Origin of the sequence: Sphingomonas silueang (assembly GCF_040049155.1) — a bacterium.
Lineage (GTDB): Bacteria > Pseudomonadota > Alphaproteobacteria > Sphingomonadales > Sphingomonadaceae > Sphingomonas > Sphingomonas silueang.
Genome location: NZ_JBDZDK010000006.1, coordinates 23417 through 45131, shown reverse-complemented (window position 1 = coordinate 45131; position 21715 = coordinate 23417). Strand labels below are relative to the sequence as shown.

At 70.7% G+C, this 21715-nt stretch carries 16 protein-coding genes; 12 read left to right on the top strand and 4 right to left on the bottom strand.

Features of this window, described 5'->3' with window-relative positions:
• The first annotated feature begins 25 nt into the window (after positions 1-25).
• The 6 genes from ABLE43_RS07990 (at position 26) to ABLE43_RS07965 (ending at position 5838) form a co-directional block, all read left to right on the top strand.
• On the top strand, positions 26-985 hold the full coding sequence (locus tag ABLE43_RS07990; RefSeq protein WP_348977963.1) for an alpha/beta fold hydrolase: 960 nt from the start codon (positions 26-28) through the stop codon (positions 983-985).
• Positions 982-2076 (top strand): NAD(P)/FAD-dependent oxidoreductase, encoded by a 1095-nt coding sequence (locus tag ABLE43_RS07985; RefSeq protein ID WP_348977962.1) that lies wholly within the window; start codon positions 982-984, stop codon positions 2074-2076. The genes ABLE43_RS07990 and ABLE43_RS07985 overlap by 4 nt, the downstream gene beginning before the upstream one ends.
• A gap of 72 nt (positions 2077-2148) precedes the next feature.
• The gene (locus ABLE43_RS07980) at positions 2149-3726 is read left to right on the top strand and encodes an aldehyde dehydrogenase (NADP(+)) (RefSeq protein WP_348977961.1); all 1578 of its coding nucleotides are present in this window, start codon (positions 2149-2151) and stop codon (positions 3724-3726) included.
• Between the two features lie 229 nt (positions 3727-3955).
• Positions 3956-4099 (top strand): hypothetical protein, encoded by a 144-nt coding sequence (locus tag ABLE43_RS07975; RefSeq protein ID WP_348977960.1) that lies wholly within the window; start codon positions 3956-3958, stop codon positions 4097-4099.
• A 203-nt stretch (positions 4100-4302) separates the two neighbouring features.
• Positions 4303-5364: an aldose epimerase family protein gene (locus ABLE43_RS07970; protein ID WP_348977959.1), complete on the top strand. Its 1062-nt coding sequence runs from the start codon at positions 4303-4305 to the stop codon at positions 5362-5364.
• Between the two features lie 90 nt (positions 5365-5454).
• The gene (locus ABLE43_RS07965; protein ID WP_348977958.1) at positions 5455-5838 is read left to right on the top strand and encodes a hypothetical protein; all 384 of its coding nucleotides are present in this window, start codon (positions 5455-5457) and stop codon (positions 5836-5838) included.
• 298 nt (positions 5839-6136) lie between these two features.
• On the opposite strand, the gene ABLE43_RS07960 is transcribed toward ABLE43_RS07965, so the two are convergent.
• Together ABLE43_RS07960 and ABLE43_RS07955 are read right to left on the bottom strand one after the other, a co-directional pair.
• Complete coding sequence (locus tag ABLE43_RS07960) at positions 6137-6970, bottom strand: glycosyltransferase family 2 protein (RefSeq protein WP_348977957.1); 834 nt, start codon at positions 6968-6970, stop codon at positions 6137-6139.
• Positions 6967-8979 carry an HAD-IIB family hydrolase gene (locus ABLE43_RS07955; protein WP_348977956.1) on the bottom strand — a complete coding sequence of 671 codons (2013 nt, stop codon included), beginning with the start codon at positions 8977-8979 and terminating at the stop codon, positions 6967-6969. The genes ABLE43_RS07960 and ABLE43_RS07955 overlap by 4 nt, the downstream gene beginning before the upstream one ends.
• 144 nt (positions 8980-9123) lie before the next feature.
• Here ABLE43_RS07955 and ABLE43_RS07950 point away from each other — a divergent pair, with 144 nt between their 5' ends.
• Both ABLE43_RS07950 and ABLE43_RS07945 read left to right on the top strand, forming a co-directional pair.
• Positions 9124-10179, top strand: a complete 1056-nt coding sequence (locus tag ABLE43_RS07950; RefSeq protein WP_348977955.1) for a glycosyltransferase family 4 protein — start codon at positions 9124-9126, stop codon at positions 10177-10179.
• Positions 10170-11393: a glycosyltransferase family 4 protein gene (locus tag ABLE43_RS07945; protein WP_348977954.1), complete on the top strand. Its 1224-nt coding sequence runs from the start codon at positions 10170-10172 to the stop codon at positions 11391-11393. Before ABLE43_RS07950 ends, ABLE43_RS07945 begins: the two co-directional genes overlap by 10 nt.
• Here the strand turns inward: ABLE43_RS07945 and ABLE43_RS07940 are convergent.
• Positions 11315-12286 (bottom strand): glycosyltransferase family protein, encoded by a 972-nt coding sequence (locus ABLE43_RS07940; protein ID WP_348977953.1) that lies wholly within the window; start codon positions 12284-12286, stop codon positions 11315-11317. The two genes, ABLE43_RS07945 and ABLE43_RS07940, sit on opposite strands and share 79 nt — an antisense overlap.
• A 96-nt stretch (positions 12287-12382) precedes the next feature.
• On the opposite strand from ABLE43_RS07940, the gene ABLE43_RS07935 reads away from it, so the two are divergent.
• The gene (locus ABLE43_RS07935) at positions 12383-13252 is read left to right on the top strand and encodes an NmrA family NAD(P)-binding protein (RefSeq protein ID WP_348977952.1); all 870 of its coding nucleotides are present in this window, start codon (positions 12383-12385) and stop codon (positions 13250-13252) included.
• Between the two features lie 149 nt (positions 13253-13401).
• Here the strand turns inward: ABLE43_RS07935 and ABLE43_RS07930 are convergent, their stop codons facing one another.
• Positions 13402-15054 (bottom strand): alkaline phosphatase D family protein, encoded by a 1653-nt coding sequence (locus tag ABLE43_RS07930; RefSeq protein WP_348977951.1) that lies wholly within the window; start codon positions 15052-15054, stop codon positions 13402-13404.
• Between the two features lie 125 nt (positions 15055-15179).
• Between ABLE43_RS07930 and ABLE43_RS07925 the strand changes: the two genes are divergently transcribed.
• From ABLE43_RS07925 to ABLE43_RS07915, 3 genes are all read left to right on the top strand, one after another.
• Positions 15180-17582, top strand: a complete 2403-nt coding sequence (locus tag ABLE43_RS07925; protein WP_348977950.1) for a TonB-dependent receptor — start codon at positions 15180-15182, stop codon at positions 17580-17582.
• Positions 17583-17892: 310 nt separating this feature from the next.
• Positions 17893-20643: a TonB-dependent receptor gene (locus ABLE43_RS07920; RefSeq protein WP_348977949.1), complete on the top strand. Its 2751-nt coding sequence runs from the start codon at positions 17893-17895 to the stop codon at positions 20641-20643.
• On the top strand, positions 20643-21668 hold the full coding sequence (locus ABLE43_RS07915; protein WP_348977948.1) for a phytase: 1026 nt from the start codon (positions 20643-20645) through the stop codon (positions 21666-21668). Before ABLE43_RS07920 ends, ABLE43_RS07915 begins: the two co-directional genes overlap by 1 nt.
• Positions 21669-21715: the final 47 nt, after the last annotated feature.

The window sequence follows — 21715 nt, the reverse complement described above, 5'->3', positions numbered from 1 at the left end:
GGGTTGCGAAACCGTAACCGGCCCCATGGCCGCCCATGCCCTGTATCGCCGCGCGATTCCCGCCGCCGCCGTCATCCAGACGTGGCACGCCCCGGACGGCTGGGCGCATCGCCGGTTCGACTGGCCCGCACCGCCGCATGTGCACCCACGCGGCACCTTGCTGTTCCAGCCCGGGCGCGGCGACGTGTTCGAGAAATATCTGGAGGTCTTCGCCCACTGGCACGTGCGCGGCTGGCATGTCGCGTCGTTCGACTGGCGCGGGCAGGGCGGGTCGGGCCGCTGCACCCCGGCGGGCGACTGCGGCCATGTCGACCGGTTCGAGGACTATGTCGCCGACCTCGCGGCCTTCTGGCAGACGCTGCCCGACACGCGCCCGCGCGTGGCGATCGGCCATTCGATGGGCGGGCATATCCTGCTGAAGGCGCTGGTCGAACAGGCGGTAGATCCGGTCGCGGCGGTGCTGGTCGCGCCGATGCTGGGGCTGCGCGCGCCGGTGGGTCCGCGCTTCGGCGAGGGGATGGCGCGGCTGCTTGCCCGGCTGGGCCCGCGCACCCGGCCCGCGTGGAAGGGCAACGAGCGGCCGCATACGCTGCAATCGCGCGAATCGCTGCTGACGCACGATCCGGCGCGCTATGCCGACGAACAATGGTGGCAGGGGGCGAACGCCGCGCACCGGACCGGGCCGCCGAGCTGGGGCTGGGTGGTCGATGCGTTCCGGTCGACCCGCGAGTTGCGCGGCGATGCGCGCCTTGCCCGACTGCATACCCCGGTGCAATTGCTGGTGGCGGAGGCCGACCGGCTGGTCGATCCCGCCGCCGCGCTTGCAGTAGCGGCGCGGCTGCCCGACGTGGAACTCCACCGCTTCGGACCCGAGGCGGCGCACGAGCTGCTGCGCGAGGCCGATCCGGTGCGGGCGCGCGTCATCGGCGCGATCGACGCCTTTCTCGACGCACGCGCGCCCGCGCCGCGGACGGTGCGGGCATGAGCCGTCGCCGCATCGCGATCATCGGTGCAGGCATGGCGGGCGCGAGCCTCGCCGCCGAACTGGGCAGCGACGACGCGGTGATGCTGTGCGAGGCCGAATCGCAGCCGGGCTATCACGCGACCGGCCGGTCGGCGGCCTTCTGGTCCGAAACCTATGGCGGGCCGCTGGTCCAGCCGTTGACCACCGCGTCGGGGCCGTTGCTGCACGCGCCGCCCAGGGACTTCGCCGAACGATCCTTCCTGCGCACGCGCGGCGAACTGCTGCTGGCGCGCGACCGGGCGGTGCTGGAGCGGCTGGCCGCGGATTTCGCGGAAACCGGCGTGCCGATCACGTGGCGCGATCCGCACGGCGTCGTGGCCGGGCTGCAGGGTGAATGGCATGCGCTGTGGTCGCCGGGATGCGCCGATATCGATGTCGGTGCGCTCCACGCCGCCTGTCTGGCGCAAGCGGCCCGCAACGGCGTCGCGTTGTTGCGCGATGCGCGGCTGGTCCGCGCCGCCCGGGACGGCGACGCATGGCGGCTGTCGTTCGCCGACGGCCGGAGCCTGACCGCCGATATCGTCGTCAACGCCGCCGGGGCATGGGCGGACGCGGTGGCGGCGATGTTCGGCGCGGGGCCGCCCGGCATCCGCCCCTATCGCCGCACGGTGGTGCAGGTCCGCGTCGATCCGCCCGCGCCTGCCGACCTGCCGCTGGTGATCGACGCGGCGGGCGGCTTCTATTTCAAGCCGGAGCCCGGCGGGCGGCTGTGGCTCTCCCCGCACGACGAGACGCCCGACACCGCGCACGACGTGGCGGCGGAGGAGATCGACGTGGCGCTGGCGATCGACCGGTTCGAGGCAGCGGTCGACTGGCGGGTGGAGGCGGTCGAGCGCCGCTGGGCAGGGCTGCGCAGCTTCGCGCCCGACCGGTTGCCGGTCTATGGCTTCGACCGCGACGTGCCGGGCCTGTTCTGGTGCGCAGGCCAGGGCGGCTTCGGCATCCAGACCGCACCCGCCGCCGCACGGCTGTGCGCGGCGCTGCTGGGGCACGGTTCGCCGCCGCAGGGGGTCGACGCGGCGGCATATTCGCCGCATAGATTGTCTGAGTAATTCGACGGGGCATTTACGGTAGCGCTAACAAGCACTATCTGACGCCCCAAGCCATTCAGCGAGAGGACGCACATGACGATCACCGGCGAATTGTTCATCGGTTCCAAGCGGGTCGCCCGCGACGATCTGTTCCAGGCCTATGACCCCGCCACCGGCGCGCTGTTCGGCGAGCGCTTCTCGATGGGCACCAGGGAGGACGCCGACGAGGCATGCGCGCGTGCCGCCGCCGCCGCCCCGGTCTATGCCGCGCTGCCGCTCGAGGCGCGCGCCGGTTTCCTCGACGCGATCGCCGACGAGATCGAGGCGCTGGGCGACGAACTGATCGAGCGTGGAAGCCGCGAGACCGGCCTGCCGACCGCCCGGCTGACCGGCGAGCGCGGGCGCACCTGCGGCCAGCTGCGGCTGTTCGCCAGGGAGGTGCGCGACGGCGCGTGGCAGCAGCTGCGCATCGACCATGCCGATCCGGCCCGCGCGCCGGTGCCCAAGCCCGACCTGCGGCTGCGCACGATCCCGGTCGGCCCGGTGGTGGTGTTCGGCGCGTCCAACTTCCCGCTCGCCTTCTCGACCGCGGGCGGCGACACCGCATCGGCGCTGGCGGCGGGCTGCCCGGTGATCGTGAAGGCGCATCAGGCGCATCCGGGCACCGCCGAACTGGTCGCATCGGCGATCATCAAGGCGGCGGAGCGGACCGGCATGCCCGACGGCGTATTCTCGATGGTGGCGGGGTCGGGGCAGGTGATCGGCACCGCGCTCGTCGCCGATCCGCGGGTGCAGGCGGTGGGCTTCACCGGATCGCGCGCCGGCGGCACCGCGCTGATGAAGGTCGCGCAGGAACGCCCGCAGCCGATCCCGGTCTATGCCGAGATGTCGTCGATCAACCCGGTCATCCTGATGCCGCACGCGCTGAAGAACCGCGGCGAGGCGCTGGCCAAGGGCTATGTCGGCTCGCTCGGCATGGGCGCGGGGCAGTTCTGCACCAATCCGGGCCTCGTCCTCGGCATCGCCGGGCCGGAGCTCGATGCGTTCCTCGACATGGCGGGCGACGCGCTGCTCGGCACGCCGGCGCAGGTGATGCTGAGCGACGGCATCCACAAGGCCTATGAGGAAGGGCGCGCCAAGCTGGCGTCCAGCCCCGCCGTGACGGTGGTCGGCGAGGGGGCCGAGCCGGAAGGCCCGACGCGCGGGCGCGCGGCGATCTTCGCGGTGTCGGGCAAGGACTTCATCGCCGATCCCGCGCATGCGCACGAGGTTTTCGGCATGACGTCGGTGGTGGTCAAGTGCGCCGATGCCGACGAACTGGCGGCGGTGCTCGGGCAGCTCGAAGGGCAGCTGACCGCGACGCTCCAGATCGACGAGGGCGATTACGAGGATGCGCGGGGGCTGATCCCGGTGCTGGAGCGGACCGTGGGCCGCATCCTGTGCAACGGCTGGCCGACCGGCGTGGAGGTCGGCCATGCGATGGTGCACGGCGGGCCGTTCCCGGCGACGTCGGACGGTCGCACGACCTCGGTCGGCACGCTCGCCATCCACCGCTTCCTGCGCCCGGTGTCGTACCAGGACTTCCCCGAGGCGCTGCTGCCCGAGGCGCTGCGCGAGGGGAACCAGCAGGGCGCGCTGGCGCGGATCGACGGGGCGTGGACGCTCGGCTGAGCGCTTCCTGTCGATGATCGTCGTTCCCGCGCAGGCGGGAACCCATAAACGCCGACGTCCCGGCTTGAGCCGCAACGCTGGTGCCTATGGACTCCCGCCTGCGCGGGAGTGACGACAAGGGACGCGACAGCTGTCCCGCGGTAGCGAAGCGAAGGTCGATCGGACGTGACCGGACATAAGCGGGCGGCGGGTCGTTGATCCGCCGCCCTTTTCGTTGGAAACCGCGCATATGGACGACGACACGATCATCGACACCCCCGAAGGCCCGAAGCGCTGGGGCGACTGGAAGAAGAAGAACCCGGTGCAGCTTCCCTCGCGCCGGACCAGGGGCAAGGACCTGCCCAACAAGGTGAAGATCCGCACCGACGAATAGGGTCCGACGCCTGGCCCTTCGCCCTGCCGTGTCCCCGCGCAGGCGGGGACCCAGCGCGGCAGGCGGCATCGTTCGAGGCTCTGGACCCCCGCCTGCGCGGGGGAACGACGAGGGTAAGGCCCGCCTGTGCGCGACCCGGGCGGATCGGGGCTTTTCCCGGCGGCGGGGCTGCGGCAAGGCACGATCCGACAGGGAGACCAGACATGGCGACGGCGATACGGACATCCTTCGGCACGCTCGACGGCGCGCCTGCCGAGGCGATCGAACTGGCGGCGGGCGAGTTGTCCGCCCGCATCCTGCCGCTGGGGGCGACGCTGCACGCGCTGCATGTGCCCGATCGCGACGGGAGGGTCGCCGACGTGCTGCTCGGCTATGACGACGTGCAGTCCTATCGCGACCGGCCCGGCTGGTACGGCGTGACCGTGGGGCGCTATGCCAACCGCATCGCGGGCGGGCGCTTCACGCTCGACGGCACGACCTATATGCTGGAAACGAACAACGGACCCAACCACCTGCACGGCGGATCGGACGGGTTCGACCAGCGGCTGTGGGACGTGGCCGAAGTCGGTGCCGACGCCGCCGCCGCCTGGGTGCGGCTGACGCTGGTCAGCCCCGACGGCGATGCGGGTTATCCCGGCACGCTGCACGTCGAGGCGACCTATCGCCTCGATCCGGACGGGCTGACGATCGACTATGCCGCGACGACCGACCGGCCCACGATCGTCAACCTGACCAACCACGCCTTCATCGACCTGTCGGCGATGGGCGAGGCGATGGCGCAGCGGCTGATGATCCATGCCGGGGCGTATCTGCCGGTCGATGCGACCGCGATCCCCACCGGCGAGCGGCGCGCGGTGGCGGGCACCCCGTTCGACTTCCGCCTGCTGCGCCGCGTGGGCGAGGGGCTGCGCGACGGGCGCGACGAACAGATCGCGATCGGGCGCGGCTACGACCATAATTTCATCATCGACGGACCGGCGGGCACGCTGCGCCCGGCGGCGGTGCTGGCGTGTCCCGCCACGGGCCGCGCGATGACGCTGTCGGTGACGGCGCCGGGGCTGCAACTGTACAGCGGCAACTTCCTCGACGGATCGCAGCGCGGCAAGGGCCGGCGACTGTACCGGCAGGGCGATGCGCTGTGCCTAGAGCCGCAGGCGTTTCCCGACAGCCCGAACCGGCCCGATTTTCCCGGCGTCCGGCTGGACCCCGGCGCACGCTATCGCAGCACGATGCGATTCGCCTTTGCCGTGGTCGACCCGGCGTGACCGATCGCATTGTTGCGTTGCGTCAATCGATTGTTGCGCGGCAGCGATGATGCTTGACGAACCCCGCCCGCTTTGCGAACGGCAGGAGTCATGAAGCACCCCCTTCTCCTCGCCGCCACCGCCGCGGCCTTCGCCCTGTCGGCCTGTGGCCAGCAGCAGCCCGAACAGCTCGACACGCGCGCGCCCGATCCGCTCGCGTCGCAGCTCGCCAACCGCGCGCCGGTGGAACTGCCCCCGCCCGTCAAGGCGAGCGTGACGTTCCGCTGCAAGGACAACAGCCTGGCCTATGTCGACTTCTTCGAGGGCGATACGCAGGCCAACTTCCGCAAGGACCAGAACACGCCGCCGGTCCGCCTGAAGGCGGAAGCCAAGGGCGAGCCGCTGGTCGCCGAGGGCGGCTACAAGCTGACCGGCACCCCCAAGAGCATCACGCTGACCCAGCCGGGCAAGCCCGCACAGAGCTGCAACGCCTGATCCTGTCCGACTGGCGGCGCCTTCCACGCCGCCGCTCGTGGTTTCGAGACTGCCGGGGCCCGTGGCGCGATCCACGGGCCTTTTTTCGTGGGGTAGCGGACGGACGCGAACCGTCCACCACCGTTCGTCCCGAGCGACATCGAGGGACGGGCCGCAAGGGTGGCGCATGGTGTCTCGACTGCGCTCGACACGAACGGTCGAGGGGAGGGGGGGCGACGTTCGACGGTCCGTCTTCCTCCTCCCCTCCCTGCCAGGGAGAGGAGCAATTATACGTTTGTTCGTGCGGATATCGCCCCGCCTAGCTGAACAGCGCCTCCGGTCGACGGCTCGCCGCGATCTCGGCGGCGGTCGGGGCGCGCAGGACATGGATCGCGCTCGCCTCCGCGCTCCACTCGATCAGCCCGGCCTCGGCGAACTGGCCGAGCCAATAGTCCATGCACCACCGCCCCCAGCGCGCGCGGAAGCGGGCGGCGTTGCGCAGGATCGCGTCGAACTGGTGCAGCGGGGGGATGTGGACCGCGTGATGCTGGTGCCACGCCGTCGCGCCGCCGACCCATGCCATCGGCACGCCTGCCGCCGCGAGCCTCCACGCGAAATCGGTCTCCTCGCCGCCATAGCCGACATAGCCCTCGTCCATGCCGCCCGCCGCGTCCCATGCGCTGCGGGGCAGGGCGAAGGACAGGCCCCATAGCTCGCCGTGGCTCGGCACCGCGCGCACCTCGTCGTCGGCGAGCGCGGGTTTGGCGGGGTGGCGCACCCCCGCCGACCGGTCGATCGCGCCAGGCGGCAGGTAGCGGACCTCGCCCAGACAGACGCCCGGCGCGGCGGCCAGCACCTCGGCATAGCGCGCGACGAGGGTGGGGGCGGGGATGCAGTCCACGTCGAGGAAGATCAGCACGTCCCCCCGCGCCGCCGCCGCCGCCGCGTTGCGCGCGCGGGCGAGGGGCAGCGGATCGCCGGGCACGAACACGTCGCGCACCGGCACGCCCGGATCGGGCAGGCCGGGGTGGGGCGCATCCTGCATCCATGCCACGACCAGCTCGTCGGGCGGCTGCGTCTGCGCGGCGATCCCGGCGTACAGATTGGCGAGATGCGCCGCCCGCCCGCGCACCAGCGTGCAGACCGAGATCACGCGAGGCGGCGCTCCGGCGAATTGGCGCGGAAATGGGCGACGCCCTCCATGATGCCGAAGGCATAGCCGCGCCGCGCGACATAGCTGTGGGCGAGGTCGGGGCGCTCGGCGAGGCCGTCCGAATAATTGCCGACGATGATCGCACGGGCGCAGGCGCGCAGCATCTCGACATCGTTGCCGCTGTCGCCCGCGACGATCACCTGATCGCGGCGCAGGCCGAGCCGCTGGCGGACATATTCGACCGCCGTCCCCTTCGACGCCGCCAGCGGCAGCACATCGAGATAGCGGCCATGGCTGTGGATCACCGATGCGGTGAAGCCGGCGGCGGACAGCGCGTCGCGCACCCGCTCGGCGATGTCCGCCTGGCCTTGCGTGAAATAGCTGAGCTTGTGGCTGCGCTGTTCGAGCGGGCTCTGCGGGCGCAGGTCGGGCATGTCGGCGAGCAGCGCCGCGACGGCCTTGCGGTCCCAGCCGCTATCGATCCGCCGGGTCCATTCGGTATCGCGGGCATAGATGCCGCCGTGCACCCGGTGGTAGATCTCCGACCCGACCGAGGTGATCATGACGGCGGGCGGCGCGACGCCGTTCTGCGCGAGGATCGCCAGCGCGCTGTGCAGGCTGCGGCCCGAGGCGATGCCGAACGCCATGTCGTGCTGGTCGCCGTGCCACAGGTTGAAGGCGTCCGCCGCCTCGCTCTCGCCCAGCAGCGTGTTGTCGATGTCGGACACGAGCAGCAGCCGGGGAGCCTCCGCCACCGGTGCGGCGGGCGGAGCGATCACCGCCTGTGCCAGTTCGACATAGCGCTCGACATGGCCGTCCCAGTCGTACAGCCGCGCCGCCTGCGCCCCCGCCGCCGAGAAGCGCTGCCACAACGCCGGATCGGACAGGATCTTCAGCACCGCCTGACCGATGGCATGCGGATCGCGCGGATCGACGAGGATGCCGTTGCCGCAGCCCTCGACGATGTCGTTCGGCCCGCCGCTGTCGGTCGCGACCAGCGGCAGGCCTGAGGCGGCGGCCTCCAGCAGCGTCAGGCCGAAGGGTTCGTTGAGCGCCGGGTTGACGAACACCCCGCCGCGCGCGCGGGCATGGGCATAGATGGCGGGCACCTCGTGCGGGGCATGGCTCTTGGGGATCGCGACCGATCCGTACAGGTCGTACAGGTCGATCAGCGCGAAGATCTCGGCCATGTTGCCCGCCAGTTCGCTTTCCAGCGCGCGCGGATCGTCGCGCGTGCCCGCCACGATCACCAGATTGGCGGCGGTCCGGAGCGCGGGACAGCGGCCATAGGCATGGACCAGCGCCGCGAGGTTCTTCTTGCTGACCGGCCGCGCGATGGCGAGGATCACCGGCTTGGCCGGATCGGCGAGGAAGCGGTCGATCCGCGCATCGACCATCGCATCGCTGCGGGTGCCCGCGAACAGCGTCAGGTCGCTGCCCGGCGGGATGATGCGGATGCGGCCGGGGTCATAGCTGGGGTAGCCCGCATATTGCACCTCCGCCTCGTCGCGCGAGGAGGCGATGATCGCGTCGGCATCGGCGATGGCATGGTCCTCGATTCCGATGCGCCGCTCCAGCCCCTGCGTCTCGGTACAGTCGGTGCCGAACGCGGCGCGCTTGACCCGGCCGAGCGAATGGGCGGTGAAGACATAGGGGATGCCCAGCCGCGCCTTGACCGCCGCCGCCACCGCGCCCGCATCGGCATAATGGGCGTGGATCAGGTCGGGCCTGCGGTCGAGCCCCTCGATATGCGCGACCAGCGCGTCGGTGAGCGCGGCATGTTCGCGCCAGAGCTGCTCCTTGGGCAGATAGGCGTCGCTCGCCCCCCGCAGCCGGACGATGCGGGTGGTCGCGTCGACCGGCTCGATGCGCGGGCCATAGCCGTCGCCGAGCGACCCGCCGCGAAAGGCGCGGGTGACGATTTCCATCCGGTCGACCGCATCGTGCCGCGCCGAGGCGGCGACCAGATCGAGCAGGTAGCGGATGTGTCCGCCGGTATCGGCGGTCACGCCATATTCCACATCCCGCGCCCGCAAACAGCCCTGTAACGCGAGATGAAGGATGAACATTACGGAACTTTCCCGTTGAAAATCGCGAAGTTGTCGTCGCTCCAGGCGGAACCGCCGGGACGGGTGAATGGTTCCGGCGTGGTAATGAACGCCCCCCTTCGCATCGCGCAGCTCGCCCCGGTGATCTATCCCGTTCCACCGGGCCGCACCGGGGGCACCGAACGGGTGGTGTCGGACCTGACCGAGACGCTGGTGGCGATGGGCCATGCCGTGACGCTGATCGCGCCGTCGGACAGCGTGACGACCGCGCGCCACCTCTCCGCCCACCCCAGCCTGCGCGCGCTGGCGGAGTATCGCGGCCCCGTGCCGCCGGGTGTGCCCGCCGCGCTGGAGGCGGTGCAGCTGCGTATCCTGCGCGAGCATCTGGCGGAGTTCGACGTGGTGCATTGCCACGGCGAATTCGCCCATGCCGCGGTGCTGGGCGACCGGATCGGGCACAGCCTGACGACGGTGCACTGGCGGCTGGACGAGCTGGACCGGCAGCTGTTCTTCCGCAGCTTTCCCGAACTGCCGGTGGCGGCAGTGTCGGCGGCGCAGGCGCGCGACCTGCCGCGCGCCAACCGGGCGGGGGTGGTGCATCACGGCATCCCCGAGGATCGCTTTCATGTCGGGCCGGGCGGGCGGGGCGTCGCCTTCATCGGGCGGATGACCGACCAGAAGCGGCCCGACGTCGCGATCCGCGTCGCGCGCGCCGCCGGACGCCCGATTACGCTGGCGGGCGGGATCGACGTCGGCAACCCGCGCTATTTCGCCGATCGGGTGCAGCCGCTGCTGGATCGGCAAGCCGAGCATGTCGGCGAGGTGGACGACCGCGCGAAACAGGCGCTGCTGGGCAATGCGGCGGCGCTGCTGTTCCCGATCGACTGGCCCGAACCGTTCGGGCTGGTGATGATCGAGGCGATGGCCTGCGGCACGCCCGTCATCGCATGGGACAGGGGCAGCGCGCGCGAGGTGGTGGACGAGGGCGTCACCGGCTTCGTGGTGAACAGCGAGGAAGCGGCGGTGGCGGCGCTCGAGCGGATCGAGACGCTCGACCGGGCGCGGGTGCGCGCGCGGTTCGAGGAGCGCTTCACCGCGCGGCGGATGGCGGAGGACTATGTGGCGATCTATCGCCGGTTGACGGCGCAGCCATGCGCATAGGGATCGTCACCTGGGCCTATCCGCCCGAGAAGAGCGGCCTGTCGCGCGCCGCGCGCGAGATCGCGCATGCGCTGGCCGAGGCGGGGCACGACGTGCGCGTCGTGACGATGGACCGCAGCGATCGCGGGCATGACGGGGTGGTCGAGGTGATCGGTGCGGCCGAACCCGGCGGCTGGCTCGACCGGCTGCGGCGCTTCCCCGCCATCGGCCATTGGTGCGGCCCGGCGATGGTCGCGCGCACCGTGCGGCGGCTGCACGCCGAACGCCCGTTCGACGTGGTGGAGGCGACCAACTGGTATGCGCCGGGGCTGTGGGTGGCGCTCACCGGGCCGGTGCCGCTCGTCACGCGCAATTCGACTCCGGTCGCGACCAGCGCCGCCAGGCCGCGCACCCTGCGCGACCGGATCGATCGTTGGGCGGCGGTGACGCTGGAAGCGGTGGCGGCGCGGGCCTCGGCGGGGCTGATCTCGAACACGCAGGCGCATGGCGCGAAGATCGCCGACCTGTATCGCACGCCGCCGCCGGGGCCGGGGCATGCGGTGATCGGCCTCAGCCTGCCGCCTGCCGTCGTCGCCGCCGGACGCGCGGCGCACTATCCGCCGGGCAATGCGGTGCTGCGGCTGCTGTTCGTCGGGCGCAACGAACCGCGTAAAGGCACCGACGCGCTGATCGGCGCGCTGCCCGCACTGGCGGCGGATGCCGATGCGGGGGTGATCCCCGAATTCCGCCTGACGATGATCGGGCTGCACCGCCACGAACTGGACGCGCTGCCCCCGGCGGCGCTGCGGCGGATCGACAGCTTCCACCGGGTGGACGACGAACTGCTGCATGCCGAGCTGGCCGCGGCGGACGTGGTGGTCGCCCCGTCGCGCTACGAGAGTTTCGGGCTGGTGTATCAGGAGGCGATGATGTTCGCCCGCCCGATCGCCGCCTGCGGACAGGACCCGAGCGCGCGGCTGTTCGTGGGGGCAAGCGGTGCGGGGCTGCTGGCGGAGGACTGCACGGCGGACGCATTGGGCGCGATCCTCCAGCGGCTGTTGCGCGAGCCGGAGACGCGGCACGCGCTGTCGGCGGCGGCGCGGGTGGCGGCGGGGCGCTTCACCCGCCGCAGCCTCGCCGACGAGACGCTCGCCGCCTATGTCGCCGCGCTGAACGGACGGAGCAGCGCCGCCTCGTCGCCCGGACGACCCGCGCCCGCCGACATGGCCTCATAGACGCGCGAGCGTTCGAGCACGCGGGCGCGGTCCAGCCGATGCTCGATCGCGCCGGGGAGCGCCAGCGAGGTCGCCGCGAACGGCACGACGGGGCGTTCGTGGACCCGACCCGCGAAGCGTACCCCGGCGCGGTTCAGGCGATACTGGATGTCGGGCCACAGCGCCGACACCTGCCCGTCGACCAGATTGCGGCGCGGCAGCCCGAGCGACACCAGCCCGTCGGCGTCCGCAGCGGCGGTCAGCCAGCCGAGCGCGGCGACCAGTTCGGGCTCGGGCCGCTCGTCGGTGTCGAGTTGCAGTACCCAGCCGTCCGCCATCGCCTGCACCCGGTTGCGCTGCGCGGCGAAATCGCCGTCCAGCGGATGCGCCGCCACCTGCACCCCGCGCGCCTGCATGGCGAGGGTGGCGGCATCGTGCATCGTCCCGTCGAGCAGCACGATCGCACGGGGGAAGTGCGGGCGTAGCGCGCCCAGCATCGCGGCGACCTGCGCCAGCTCGCTCGCGCGGGCGATGATGCCGAGGGTGACGGCGTGGCTGCGCGGGCGTGCCGGACGCCAGCCGCTGCCGTCCGCGACCAGCCCCAATGCCCATGCCGCATTGCGCCGGGCATGGGGGGCAAGCGCGAAGCCCTGCTCGCCACCATTCGTGTCGAGCGCAGTCGAGACACCATGCGCAGCGCCTGCGGCACGTCCCTCGACTGCGCTCGGGACGAACGGGTGGCCGGTGGTCGGCGCGCGTTCCAGCATGTGGCGGATCGCCGCCCGCAATTCGTCCGCGTCGAAATCGAGCCGTTCGACCGCCAGCCCGCAATGGGTGCATTCGGGCCATGCCCGGTCATGCCACCCGGGATTGCCGCAGATCGGGCAGCGCGGCCCCGCCGATGTGTCGCTCAATGCCTGTCCTTCGCCCGATATCGATGCGATGGGGGAACGCATCGGCAGGGTGGCGGTTCGCAGGACATGGTGCGCAGGCAGGATAAAGCGACGATCGTGGTGGCCGGAGCCACCGGCGACCTTGGCGGGCGGATCGTGCGCGCCGCGCTGGCGCGCGACGTGGCGGTGCATGCGCTGGTCCGGCCCGACCGCATGTCCGCCGCGACCATGGCGCTCGCCGCGGCGGGGGCCGAGGTCGTGCCGGTCGATTTCGCCGATGCCGCCGCGCTGGCGCGCGCCTGCCGGGGGGCGATGTGCGTCGTCTCCGCGCTGAACGGGCTGGGGGAGACGATCCTCGATGCGCAGACCCGGCTGCTCGACGCGGCGATCGGCGGCGGGGCGGCGCGGTTCCTGCCCTCGGACTTCTCGATCGACTATACCGCGCTGCCGACCGGCACGAACCGCAATTTCGACCTGCGCCGCGCCTTCCGCACCCGGCTGGACACCGCGCCGATCCCGGCGACCTCGATCTTCAACGGCGCGTTCGCCGACATGCTGAACGGCGAGATGCCGCTGATCCAGCGCCGCTTGCGCCGGGTATTGTACTGGGGCGATGCCGACGCCCGCTTCGCGCTGACGACCAGGGACGACGTGGCGGCCTATACCGCCGCCGCCGCGCTCGACCCGGCGGCACCGCGCGACCTGCATATCGCAGGCGCACAGGTCAGCGCGCGCGATCTGGCGGTGCTGATGACGCAGGTAACGGGGCGGGAATACCGGCTGTTGCGTGCCGGATCGCTCGGCACCCTGTCGCGGATGATCGCGACGACGCGGCGGCTGTTCCCGCAACGGGGCGCGGTATTCCCTGCGTGGCAGGGGATGCAGTATCTCCACAACATGTTCGACGGCCGCGCGCCGTCCGCGCCGGTGGACAATGCGCGCTACGACGTGGTGTGGACCGATCTGCGGGATGTGGTGAAGGGCTGACCGCTTCCGCTCCCCTCCCTGGAAGGGAGGGGCCGGGGGTGGGTTGGCCCGCGATGGCACGGACCCGCTCCACCATTGACCAACCCACCCCCAACCCCTCCCTTCCAGGGAGGGGAGAAGCCGAACGCCGCGTTGAACGTCGATTTCGCCTAGGCCGCAACGATCGGCTTCGTCTCCCCCGCGTCCACCGCCCAGCGCGCGGTCGTCTCGGTCGTGAAGCTCGGTTCCACCACGCTCGACACCATCCGGAACTGCGCCACCGCCCTTGCCCGGTCGAGGGTGAGCAGCAGATAGCCCTTGCGGTCCTGGTCCGAGTAGCGGACCTCGGGGCTGCCCGCCTCGATCAGCTTGCCGAGGCCGGGCAACAGCGCCCCCCATGACGGGCTGGAGACGGCGGTCGCGCCGAATTCGGCGGCGACGAGCCGACCGGCATCGTCGTGCAGGTCGTTGGCCCATGCCGCATGGCTGTCCCCCGACAGCACGATCGGGCGCGATCCGGCACGGCGGAACGCGGCGTACAGCCGCTCGCGCGCCGGGGGATAGCCGTCCCAGCTGTCGAAGTTCATCGGCAGCCCCGCCTTGTACGATGCCTGCCCCGCCGCGATCCGGCTGGCATAGGCGGGCGGCATCTTCGCCAGCAGCGCGCGATACTTCGCCTCGCCCAGCCCGGCGGCAAGGTCCGGCCCGGCGACGCGCGCCATCACCACCTGATTGCCGAGGATCTGCCACGGCTTCCCCGCCGCGACCGATGCCTGTAACCGCGCCTCGACCCAGTCCTGCTGCCCCTTGCCCAGCAGTTCGCGGTCGGGTTGGGCGCGGACCGCCATCATCGTGGCATGGTCGTCGGGAGCGATGCCCGCCCCCTTGGGTGCCGCCTGCTGCGACCGGGCGAGCAGCCGCGTCTCGACCATCACCAGCGTCGCCAGATCGCCGAACTCGAACGCGCGGTTGATCGCCGCCCATGGCTTGCCCGGTTGCGGATCGCGGATCGGCATCCACTCGAAATAGGCCTGCATCGCCGCCGCCTTGCGCTTCGCCCAGTCGCCCTCGGTCGCGGGATCGTGGTTCTCCGCGCCGCCGACCCATGAATCGTTCGCGCTTTCATGATCGTCCCATACGCAGATGAACGCCGCGCGGGCGTGCGCCGCCTGCATCGCCGGATCGGCCTTGGTCTGGGCATGCCGCATCCGATAGTCGGCCAGCGTCACGATCTCATGGCGCGGTTCGGGCAGGCGGCCGAGCCTGGCGCCGATGTCCGCGCCATAGCCGTCCGCGCCATATTCGTAGATATAGTCGCCCAGATGCAGCACCGCGTCGATCCGGGGTTCGGCGGCGATGGCGGTATAGGCGTGCCAGTATCCGCCCGGATACAACTGGCACGACACGACGGCGAGCACGAGGTCGGCGGTGGCCCCGCGCGGCAGGGTGCGGAACCGGCCCCTGGGGGACGCGGTGCCGTCGGCAGTGGTGAACCAGTACCAATAGTCGCGGCCGGGCGACAGGCGCGTCACCTCCACCTTCGCGGTCCAGTCGCGTGCGGCGCGGGCGGTGGTGCGCCCGGTGGCGACCGCACGGGCATGGGGATCGGGCGCGACATGCCATTCGAGCGCGATGTCGCCGCTCGCCCCGTCCGCCGGAGTGACGCGGGTCCACAGCACCGCGCCGTCGACGGCGGGATCACCGCTCGCCACGCCGTGCGCGAAGGTCGCGCCCGGTACGGCGGCACGCACGGCAGCGGCGGGCAGCGCGAGCGCGGCGCTGCCGCCGATGGTGCGAAGGGCGGTGCGGCGGTTGATCGTCATGACGGGCGAACCTCGGCAAGCTTGTCGGTCCGCGCCCCGTATGTCACCGATACGACAGGGCGATGACGTAACCATATTGTCACCCCGGTTCCCTAAGGGCCGCGCCGTCATCAGGGGGATATCGCATGGTTTCGTTCTCGCGTTCGCTCATCGCGCTGCTGGCGCTCGGCTGTTCGACCGCCGCCTTCGCGCAGGCCGATGTCCGGCCGCGCGACAGCGACGATGCCGACAATGTCGCCGAGATCGTCGTCACCGCGCAGAAGGTGGAGCAGCGGATCGAGGACGTGCCGCTGACCGTCAGCGCGGTCACCGGCAGGCGCATGGCCGACCTCGGCGTGTCGACGCTGGCCGATGTCGCGCAGTACATCCCCGGCCTGGTGATCCAGGAGCAGAGCGCGAACAACCCCGGCTTCGTGATCCGCGGCATCACCTCGGATTCGGGATCGGCGCAGCAGGGCGCGCGCGTCACCTTCTACTATAACGGCGTCGACATCAGCCGCTCGCGCGGGGCGTATCAGGACCTGTTCGACCTCGAACGGATCGAGGTGGTGAAGGGGCCGCAGGCGACGCTGTTCGGCACGGCGGCGGCGGTCGGCGCGGTATCGATCATCCCGGCGCGCCCGCGCCCCGGCTTCTCGGCGGAGGCGGCGGCGTCCTACGGCAATTTCAACCGGACGCAGCTGTCGGGCGTGCTGAATGCGGGCAACGACACGCTCGCCGGGCGGCTGGCGTTCGCGTACAAATATCGCGACGGCTATGTCCGCAACATCGCGGGCGATCCGAACGTGCCCAACCAGAATCAGGGGCAGGTCGATCAGGACGATCTGAACGGGCAGGACCAGCGGGGCGTGCGCGGGTCGCTGCGCTGGACGCCGACCCCGGCGCTCACCGCCGACCTCGTGCTGACCTATGACGGGCAGCGCAATCCCGGCACCGCGTTCAAGAGCCGCGCCTTCGCCCCCACCGGCGGGCAGACCGGCGACTATGGCCATGCCGAACTCTCCGGCTCGCCGTTCAGCGAGAGCGTGCTCGGCAAGCGCAAGCTCGGCCTCGACCGCGACGTGTATGACGCCAACCTGACCGTGCAGGTCGATGTCGCGCCCGGCGTCACCTTCACCTCCGTCAACGGCTATCGCCGGTTCAACAGCCTCGAGACGTTCGACGCCGACGGCGGCCCCGCATGGTATCTGGAATTCGCCGAGGATGCGCAGGGCGACCAGTGGAGCCACGAGGGCCGCTTCGCCTTCACCGGCGAGAAGGCGCGCGCGTCGTTCGGCTGGAACGCCTTTTTCGAGAACGGTTTCCAGCGGGTGCCCTTTTCGACCGAGGAAGGCACCTATCTCGCCTGTTCGGTCACGCCCGCCTATGCGGCGGTGCGCGCCGGGCTGAACGCGGCAGGCATCCCGACCGGCCCGGCGTGCGTCGCGGCCAACGGCACGATTCCCGCCACCCGCGCGACGGCGCTGCTGACCCGCGGCGCGGCGAGCGTGCTGCCCTATGCCGCCGAATTCACCAACTACGGTAACAACGATACCTGGTCGGTGTTCGCCGATGCGACATGGATTCCGGTGCCCGCGCTCGAACTGACCGCCGGCGCCCGTGTGCTGATCGAGGACCGCAAGTCGCAGTACAGCGCCGTCCAGCCCTTCTCGCGCATCCTTGCCGGGGCGGGGGTGTTCACCAGCCTGCTCGGCACCGCCAGCACCGGGGGCGCCAAGTTCGAGGCGGAGCGCAGCTTCGCCGCGGTGCTGCCGCGCTTCAACGCGCTGTTCCGCCTGAGCGATGCGGTCAGCCTGTACGCGACGGTCAGCAAGGGCCGCCGCTCGCCGGTGGTGCAGCTTGCCGCCGCGCGCACCGGCATGGCGGCGACGGCGGCGGTGGTCCCCGCGCTCCAGATCGTGCCCGAGGAACTGGTGTGGAACTACGAAGGCGGCATCAAGGGCCGCGTCGGGCCGTTCAGCGGCGCGGCGTCGGTCTTCTACCAGCGCTATGACGGGTTTCAGGTGTCCGTGACCGAGAACGGCGTGACCACCACCCGCTCGGCGGGGTCGGCCGACAACCTCGGCGTCGAGGTCGAGGGCAATCTGGCGATCGGGCGGATGCTTTCGCTGTTCGGCACCTTCGCCTGGCTCGACGGCGGGATCGGCGACGCGGCGAGCAACGGGGTGTTCGCGGGCAACCGCTTCCGCCTCCAGCCGGACATGACCGCCAGCGCGGGCGCGAACCTGCGGGTGCCGCTGGGCGGGGCCACGCTCTATGCGGTGCCGAGCGTCACCTACCGCTCGCGCGTGTTCTTCGAGCTGCCGAACAACCCGGCGATCGCGCAGGACGGCTATACGCTGGTCAACGCGCGCGCGGGCGTCGAGATCGGCGAGGGCGGGCGGTTCCTGATCGGGGCGTTCGCGCGCAACCTGACCGATGCGCGCTATCTGATCGACGCGGGCAACACCGGCGGCGGCTTCGGCGTGCCGACCTATATCCGGGGCGAGCCGCGCTTCTACGGGCTGGAACTGGGCGCGCGGTTCTGAGGCGACCATCGTCACTCCCGCGAAGGCGGGAGCCTATAGACGCTGACGGTTCGGTTATTGCCCGATCGTCGGCGTTTATGGATTCCCGCCTTCGCGGGAATGACGATGATGCAGGGTAGTGCCCCCACCTGTTGCCATCACGCAACACCCCGCACTGTAATGATTACGCAACGATCGCGTAACCCAACTGCCACCCCCGCCCGGCACGGCAGCCGCCAGCGAGGGAGCGGAACGACGCTCCCCAAAGGGGAAACATCACATGGTCGGGTTTAGCTCGCGGTCCGCTCGGGCCGTTTTCGTTCGCGCGCTGATGGGCGGGGTGGCCTTCGCGCCGGTGGCGGCCTTCGCCGCGCCCGAGGACGTCGTCGCCGTTGCCGCCGCCGATCCGGCGGCAGTGCCCGAGGACGTTCAGGAGATCGTCGTGCGCGGCAGCCGCCCGATCGCCGAATCCGAAGCCGCCGCGCTGGATATCCAGCGGAACAGCCCCGCGCTCGTCTCGGTCATCGCCGCCGATGCCGCCGGTCGCCTGCCCGACCAGAATGTCGCGCAGGCGATCAGCCGCCTGCCCGGCGTCGCCGTCGAGCGCGACCAGGGCCAGGCGCGCTACGTCAACCTGCGCGGCGCGCCGAAGCGCTGGACCACGCTGTCGTTCGACGGGGTGAACGTCGTCAGCCCCGAAGGCCGCGCCGCCCGCTTCGATTCGATCCCCTCGGCGATCGCCAGGCAGATCGTGGTGCGCAAGGCCGTCACCCCCGACATGGTCGGCGAGACGATTTCGGGCAATGTCGACATCATCACCCGCTCGGCATTCGACCACAGCGGCCTGTTCGTCGCGGGCAAGGCGGGCTACGGCCTCGTCGAACTGGGCGACCGCCGCGAATGGGAAGGGTCGCTGGTCGTGTCCGACCGGGTCGAGACCGGCATCGGCGAGATCGGCGTCGTCGCCTCCGCCACCATGTACCGCCGCGGCATGGTGACCGACAATTTCGAGACGGACTTCGAATCGGTCGATCAGGACCGCCGCCCCGGCTTCGCCGACCGCATCTGGGCGCGCGAGACCGAGAACAAGCTCTACCGCCTGACGCGCAAGAACTATTCGCTCTCCAGCCGCCTCGACTGGAAGCCCGCGCCCAACCATACGCTGTTCGCCGAGACGATCTATTCGGCGTTCCAGGACGACGAACTGCGCAACAACTATATCTTCGATCTCGACGATCAGCAGTCGCGCACGCCCACCGGCACCGCCGCCTGCACCGTCAACCCGACGCCCGCGGCGGGCACCACCGGCTATGCCGATGTCTGCACCGGCAACACGCCGCTCACCGGCACCGTCTATGGCATCGACCTGAACTCGAACTTCACCGTGCGCGCCTACAAGCAGTCGGTGTTCACCAACACCATCGGCGGCGAGCATGACCTCGACAGCTGGCGCGTGTCGTGGCGCGGCAACTATACCCGGTCGATCGACGACCGGACCCAGCCCGCGCAGCTGAACTATGACAGCCCGTCGTTCGGCACCAACGGCGCGAACGCGGCCAACCGGCTGACCGTATTCTACGACCTGCGCGATCCGCAGCTGGCCAGGGTCGAACTGTACCGCACCATCCGCAACGCCAACGGCACCTTTGCGCGTGGGGGCCGCGTCACCGCGATCGAGGATTTCCCGCGCTCGCTCGCCCGCCTGCGCTCGCTGATCGCGCTCGACACGACCGAGGCGTACACCGCGCGCGTCGACGTGGCGCACGACATCGACGGCCTGCTCGGCAACAGGACCGAGATCGCCTTCGGCCTGCGCTTCGACGATCGCACCAAGTCGGTCGACGAACGCCTGCTCGAACTCAACAGCGCGGCGCAGTTCACCGCGGCGGGCATCCCCACCGGCTATGACCAGATCGCGATCCCCGGCGGGTTCCAGGGGCAGATTCCGCTCGGCTACACCTTCCAGTATTTCGGCCGCGACCAGATCCTCGATCTGGTGAACCGTGCGGGCCGGGTCGGGCGCTATGTCGATCAGACCGCCAATCTCTATGACGTGAACGAGCGCGTCTATTCGGCGTACGGCATGGCCACCGTCACCACCGACTGGGGCAATGTCGTCGGCGGCGCGCGGATCGAGCATATCCGCAACCGTTCGTCGGCGTTCGTCAACGGCAATGCCGCGACGCCGATCACCGTCGATCGCGACATCACGCTGGTCTATCCCAGCCTGCACATCAACTATGACGTGACGCGCGAGATGAAGGCGCGACTGTCGTTCAACACCGGCGCGGCGCGGCCCGATTACGACCAGCTGCGCCCCAACCTGACGTTCAACGACGCGAACCTGACCGTCTCGGGCGGCAACCCCGATGCGCGCCCGGAAAAGGCGATGGGCGTCGATGCCTATGTCGAATATTACGTCCTGCCGCGCGGCTTCCTCTCGTTCGGTGCCTATTACAAGCGGTTGCGCGACGTGCTGTTCGACACGACCCGCACCTTCGGGCGCGACGTGCTGAACCTCGGCGGGGTCGACCGGTCGCAGTACGTCTATTCGACGATCGACAACGGCGGCAACGGATCGATCGTCGGCGTGGAAGGCGCGATCCAGCAGCAGCTCGACCCGTTCGTCGCCGACCTCGGCCTGCCCGACTGGATGGGCGGCTTCGGCGTGCAGTTGAACGCCACGCTCAACCGCAGCCGCGCGGAGACGCCGGACGGCCGCCGCGTGCCGCTGCCGGGTGCGTCGGATGCGGTGTACAACCTCGGCGTCTATTACGAGAAATACGGCTTCTCGGCGCGGGTCCAGTATCAGAACCGTTCGCGCTGGCTCGACGATCTGGGCGACTTCCAGCCGATCAACGGCGTCGTGCGCGGCGTCGACGGCGGCGACTTCTACTGGGCGAAGGACAATGAGCTTGACGCATCGCTGCGCTATGCGATCAACCGCAACGTCGAATTCTACGGCAACTTCAGCAACCTGCTGAACGGGCCGGGTCGCCGCTACGTCGGCAGCACGCGCTACACGATCGAGCGCGAGACGTTCGGCCGCCGCTATCAGGCGGGCGTGCGGGTGACGTTCTGATGCGCATCGTCCTGTTCGCGGCGCTGCTCGGCGGGTGCGCGGTCACGCCGCCGCCCGCCGGGACCGCCGCCGCCCCGGTGGTGTCCGCGGCGGCGGAGACCGATCCGGTCGACACCGCCGCCGACGCCGCCGACGATCCCGCCATCTGGCGCAACCGCCGCGATCCCGCCGCCAGCCTGGTCATCGGGACCGACAAGCAGGCGGGCATCCATGTCTATGACCTGTCGGGCAGGCGGCTGAGCTTCACCCCCGCCGCGCGGCTCAACAACGTCGACCTGCGCGAGATCGGCGGGCGGGTGATCGCCGCGGCCAGCGACCGCGCGGACGTGGGCTTGGCGCATGTGGCGCTGTTCACGCTCGACACGGCGGCACGCAAGCTGGTGCCGATGGGGCGCTTCCCGGTCGGGCCGGGCGAGGCCTATGGCATGTGCCTGTGGACCCGCCGCGCGGACAAGGCGCTGTTCGGCTTCGTCGTGATGAAGGACGGGCGGATCGATCAGGTATCGATCGACGCGAAGCCGGGTGCTGCGCCGGTGGTACGCACGGTGCGTTCGATGAAGCTCGGCACCCAGGCCGAGGGCTGCGTCGTCGATGACCGCATCGGCCTCCTCTATGTCGCGGAGGAGGACGTCGGGCTGTGGCGCTTCGACGCCGATCCCGCCGCACCGACCACCGCGACGCTGGTGGCGAAGGTCGACGGCACCCGGCTGGTCGCCGATGCCGAGGGGCTGGCACTGGTGCCGAGCGGCGCGCGCGGCGGATATCTGCTGGTCAGCAGCCAGGGCGACAATGCCTACAGCCTCTACCGGCTGTCCGACTTCGCCTTTGCCGGACGCTTCCGCATCGGCGGCGGCGCGATCGACGGGACCAGCGAGACCGACGGCATCGACCTGATGCCCGGCGATTTCGGCCCGCGTTTCCGCCACGGGCTGATGGTCGCGCAGGACGGCGACAATGCGCCGGATACGCAGAATTTCAAGTTCGTGGACTGGGGCGCGGTGCGCAAGGCGTTGCGGTTGCGCTGAGGAATAGAAGAAAGTCTGGGTTCACGCGAAGTCGCGAAGACACGAAG

What these genes read in the sequence shown, in the direction of transcription:
- ABLE43_RS07990 (WP_348977963.1), top strand. Translation starts at nt 26, where the DNA reads ATGGCCGCCCATGCCCTGTATCGCCGCGCGATTCCCGCCGCCGCCGTC.
- ABLE43_RS07945 (WP_348977954.1), top strand. Translation starts at nt 10,170, where the DNA reads ATGCGCATAGGGATCGTCACCTGGGCCTATCCGCCCGAGAAGAGCGGC.
- ABLE43_RS07930 (WP_348977951.1), bottom strand. Translation starts at nt 15,054, where the DNA reads ATGACGATCAACCGCCGCACCGCCCTTCGCACCATCGGCGGCAGCGCC.
- ABLE43_RS07925 (WP_348977950.1), top strand. Translation starts at nt 15,180, where the DNA reads ATGGTTTCGTTCTCGCGTTCGCTCATCGCGCTGCTGGCGCTCGGCTGT.
- ABLE43_RS07950 (WP_348977955.1), top strand. Translation starts at nt 9,124, where the DNA reads ATGAACGCCCCCCTTCGCATCGCGCAGCTCGCCCCGGTGATCTATCCC.
- ABLE43_RS07920 (WP_348977949.1), top strand. Translation starts at nt 17,893, where the DNA reads ATGGGCGGGGTGGCCTTCGCGCCGGTGGCGGCCTTCGCCGCGCCCGAG.
- ABLE43_RS07915 (WP_348977948.1), top strand. Translation starts at nt 20,643, where the DNA reads ATGCGCATCGTCCTGTTCGCGGCGCTGCTCGGCGGGTGCGCGGTCACG.
- ABLE43_RS07970 (WP_348977959.1), top strand. Translation starts at nt 4,303, where the DNA reads ATGGCGACGGCGATACGGACATCCTTCGGCACGCTCGACGGCGCGCCT.
- ABLE43_RS07975 (WP_348977960.1), top strand. Translation starts at nt 3,956, where the DNA reads ATGGACGACGACACGATCATCGACACCCCCGAAGGCCCGAAGCGCTGG.
- ABLE43_RS07985 (WP_348977962.1), top strand. Translation starts at nt 982, where the DNA reads ATGAGCCGTCGCCGCATCGCGATCATCGGTGCAGGCATGGCGGGCGCG.
- ABLE43_RS07980 (WP_348977961.1), top strand. Translation starts at nt 2,149, where the DNA reads ATGACGATCACCGGCGAATTGTTCATCGGTTCCAAGCGGGTCGCCCGC.
- ABLE43_RS07965 (WP_348977958.1), top strand. Translation starts at nt 5,455, where the DNA reads ATGAAGCACCCCCTTCTCCTCGCCGCCACCGCCGCGGCCTTCGCCCTG.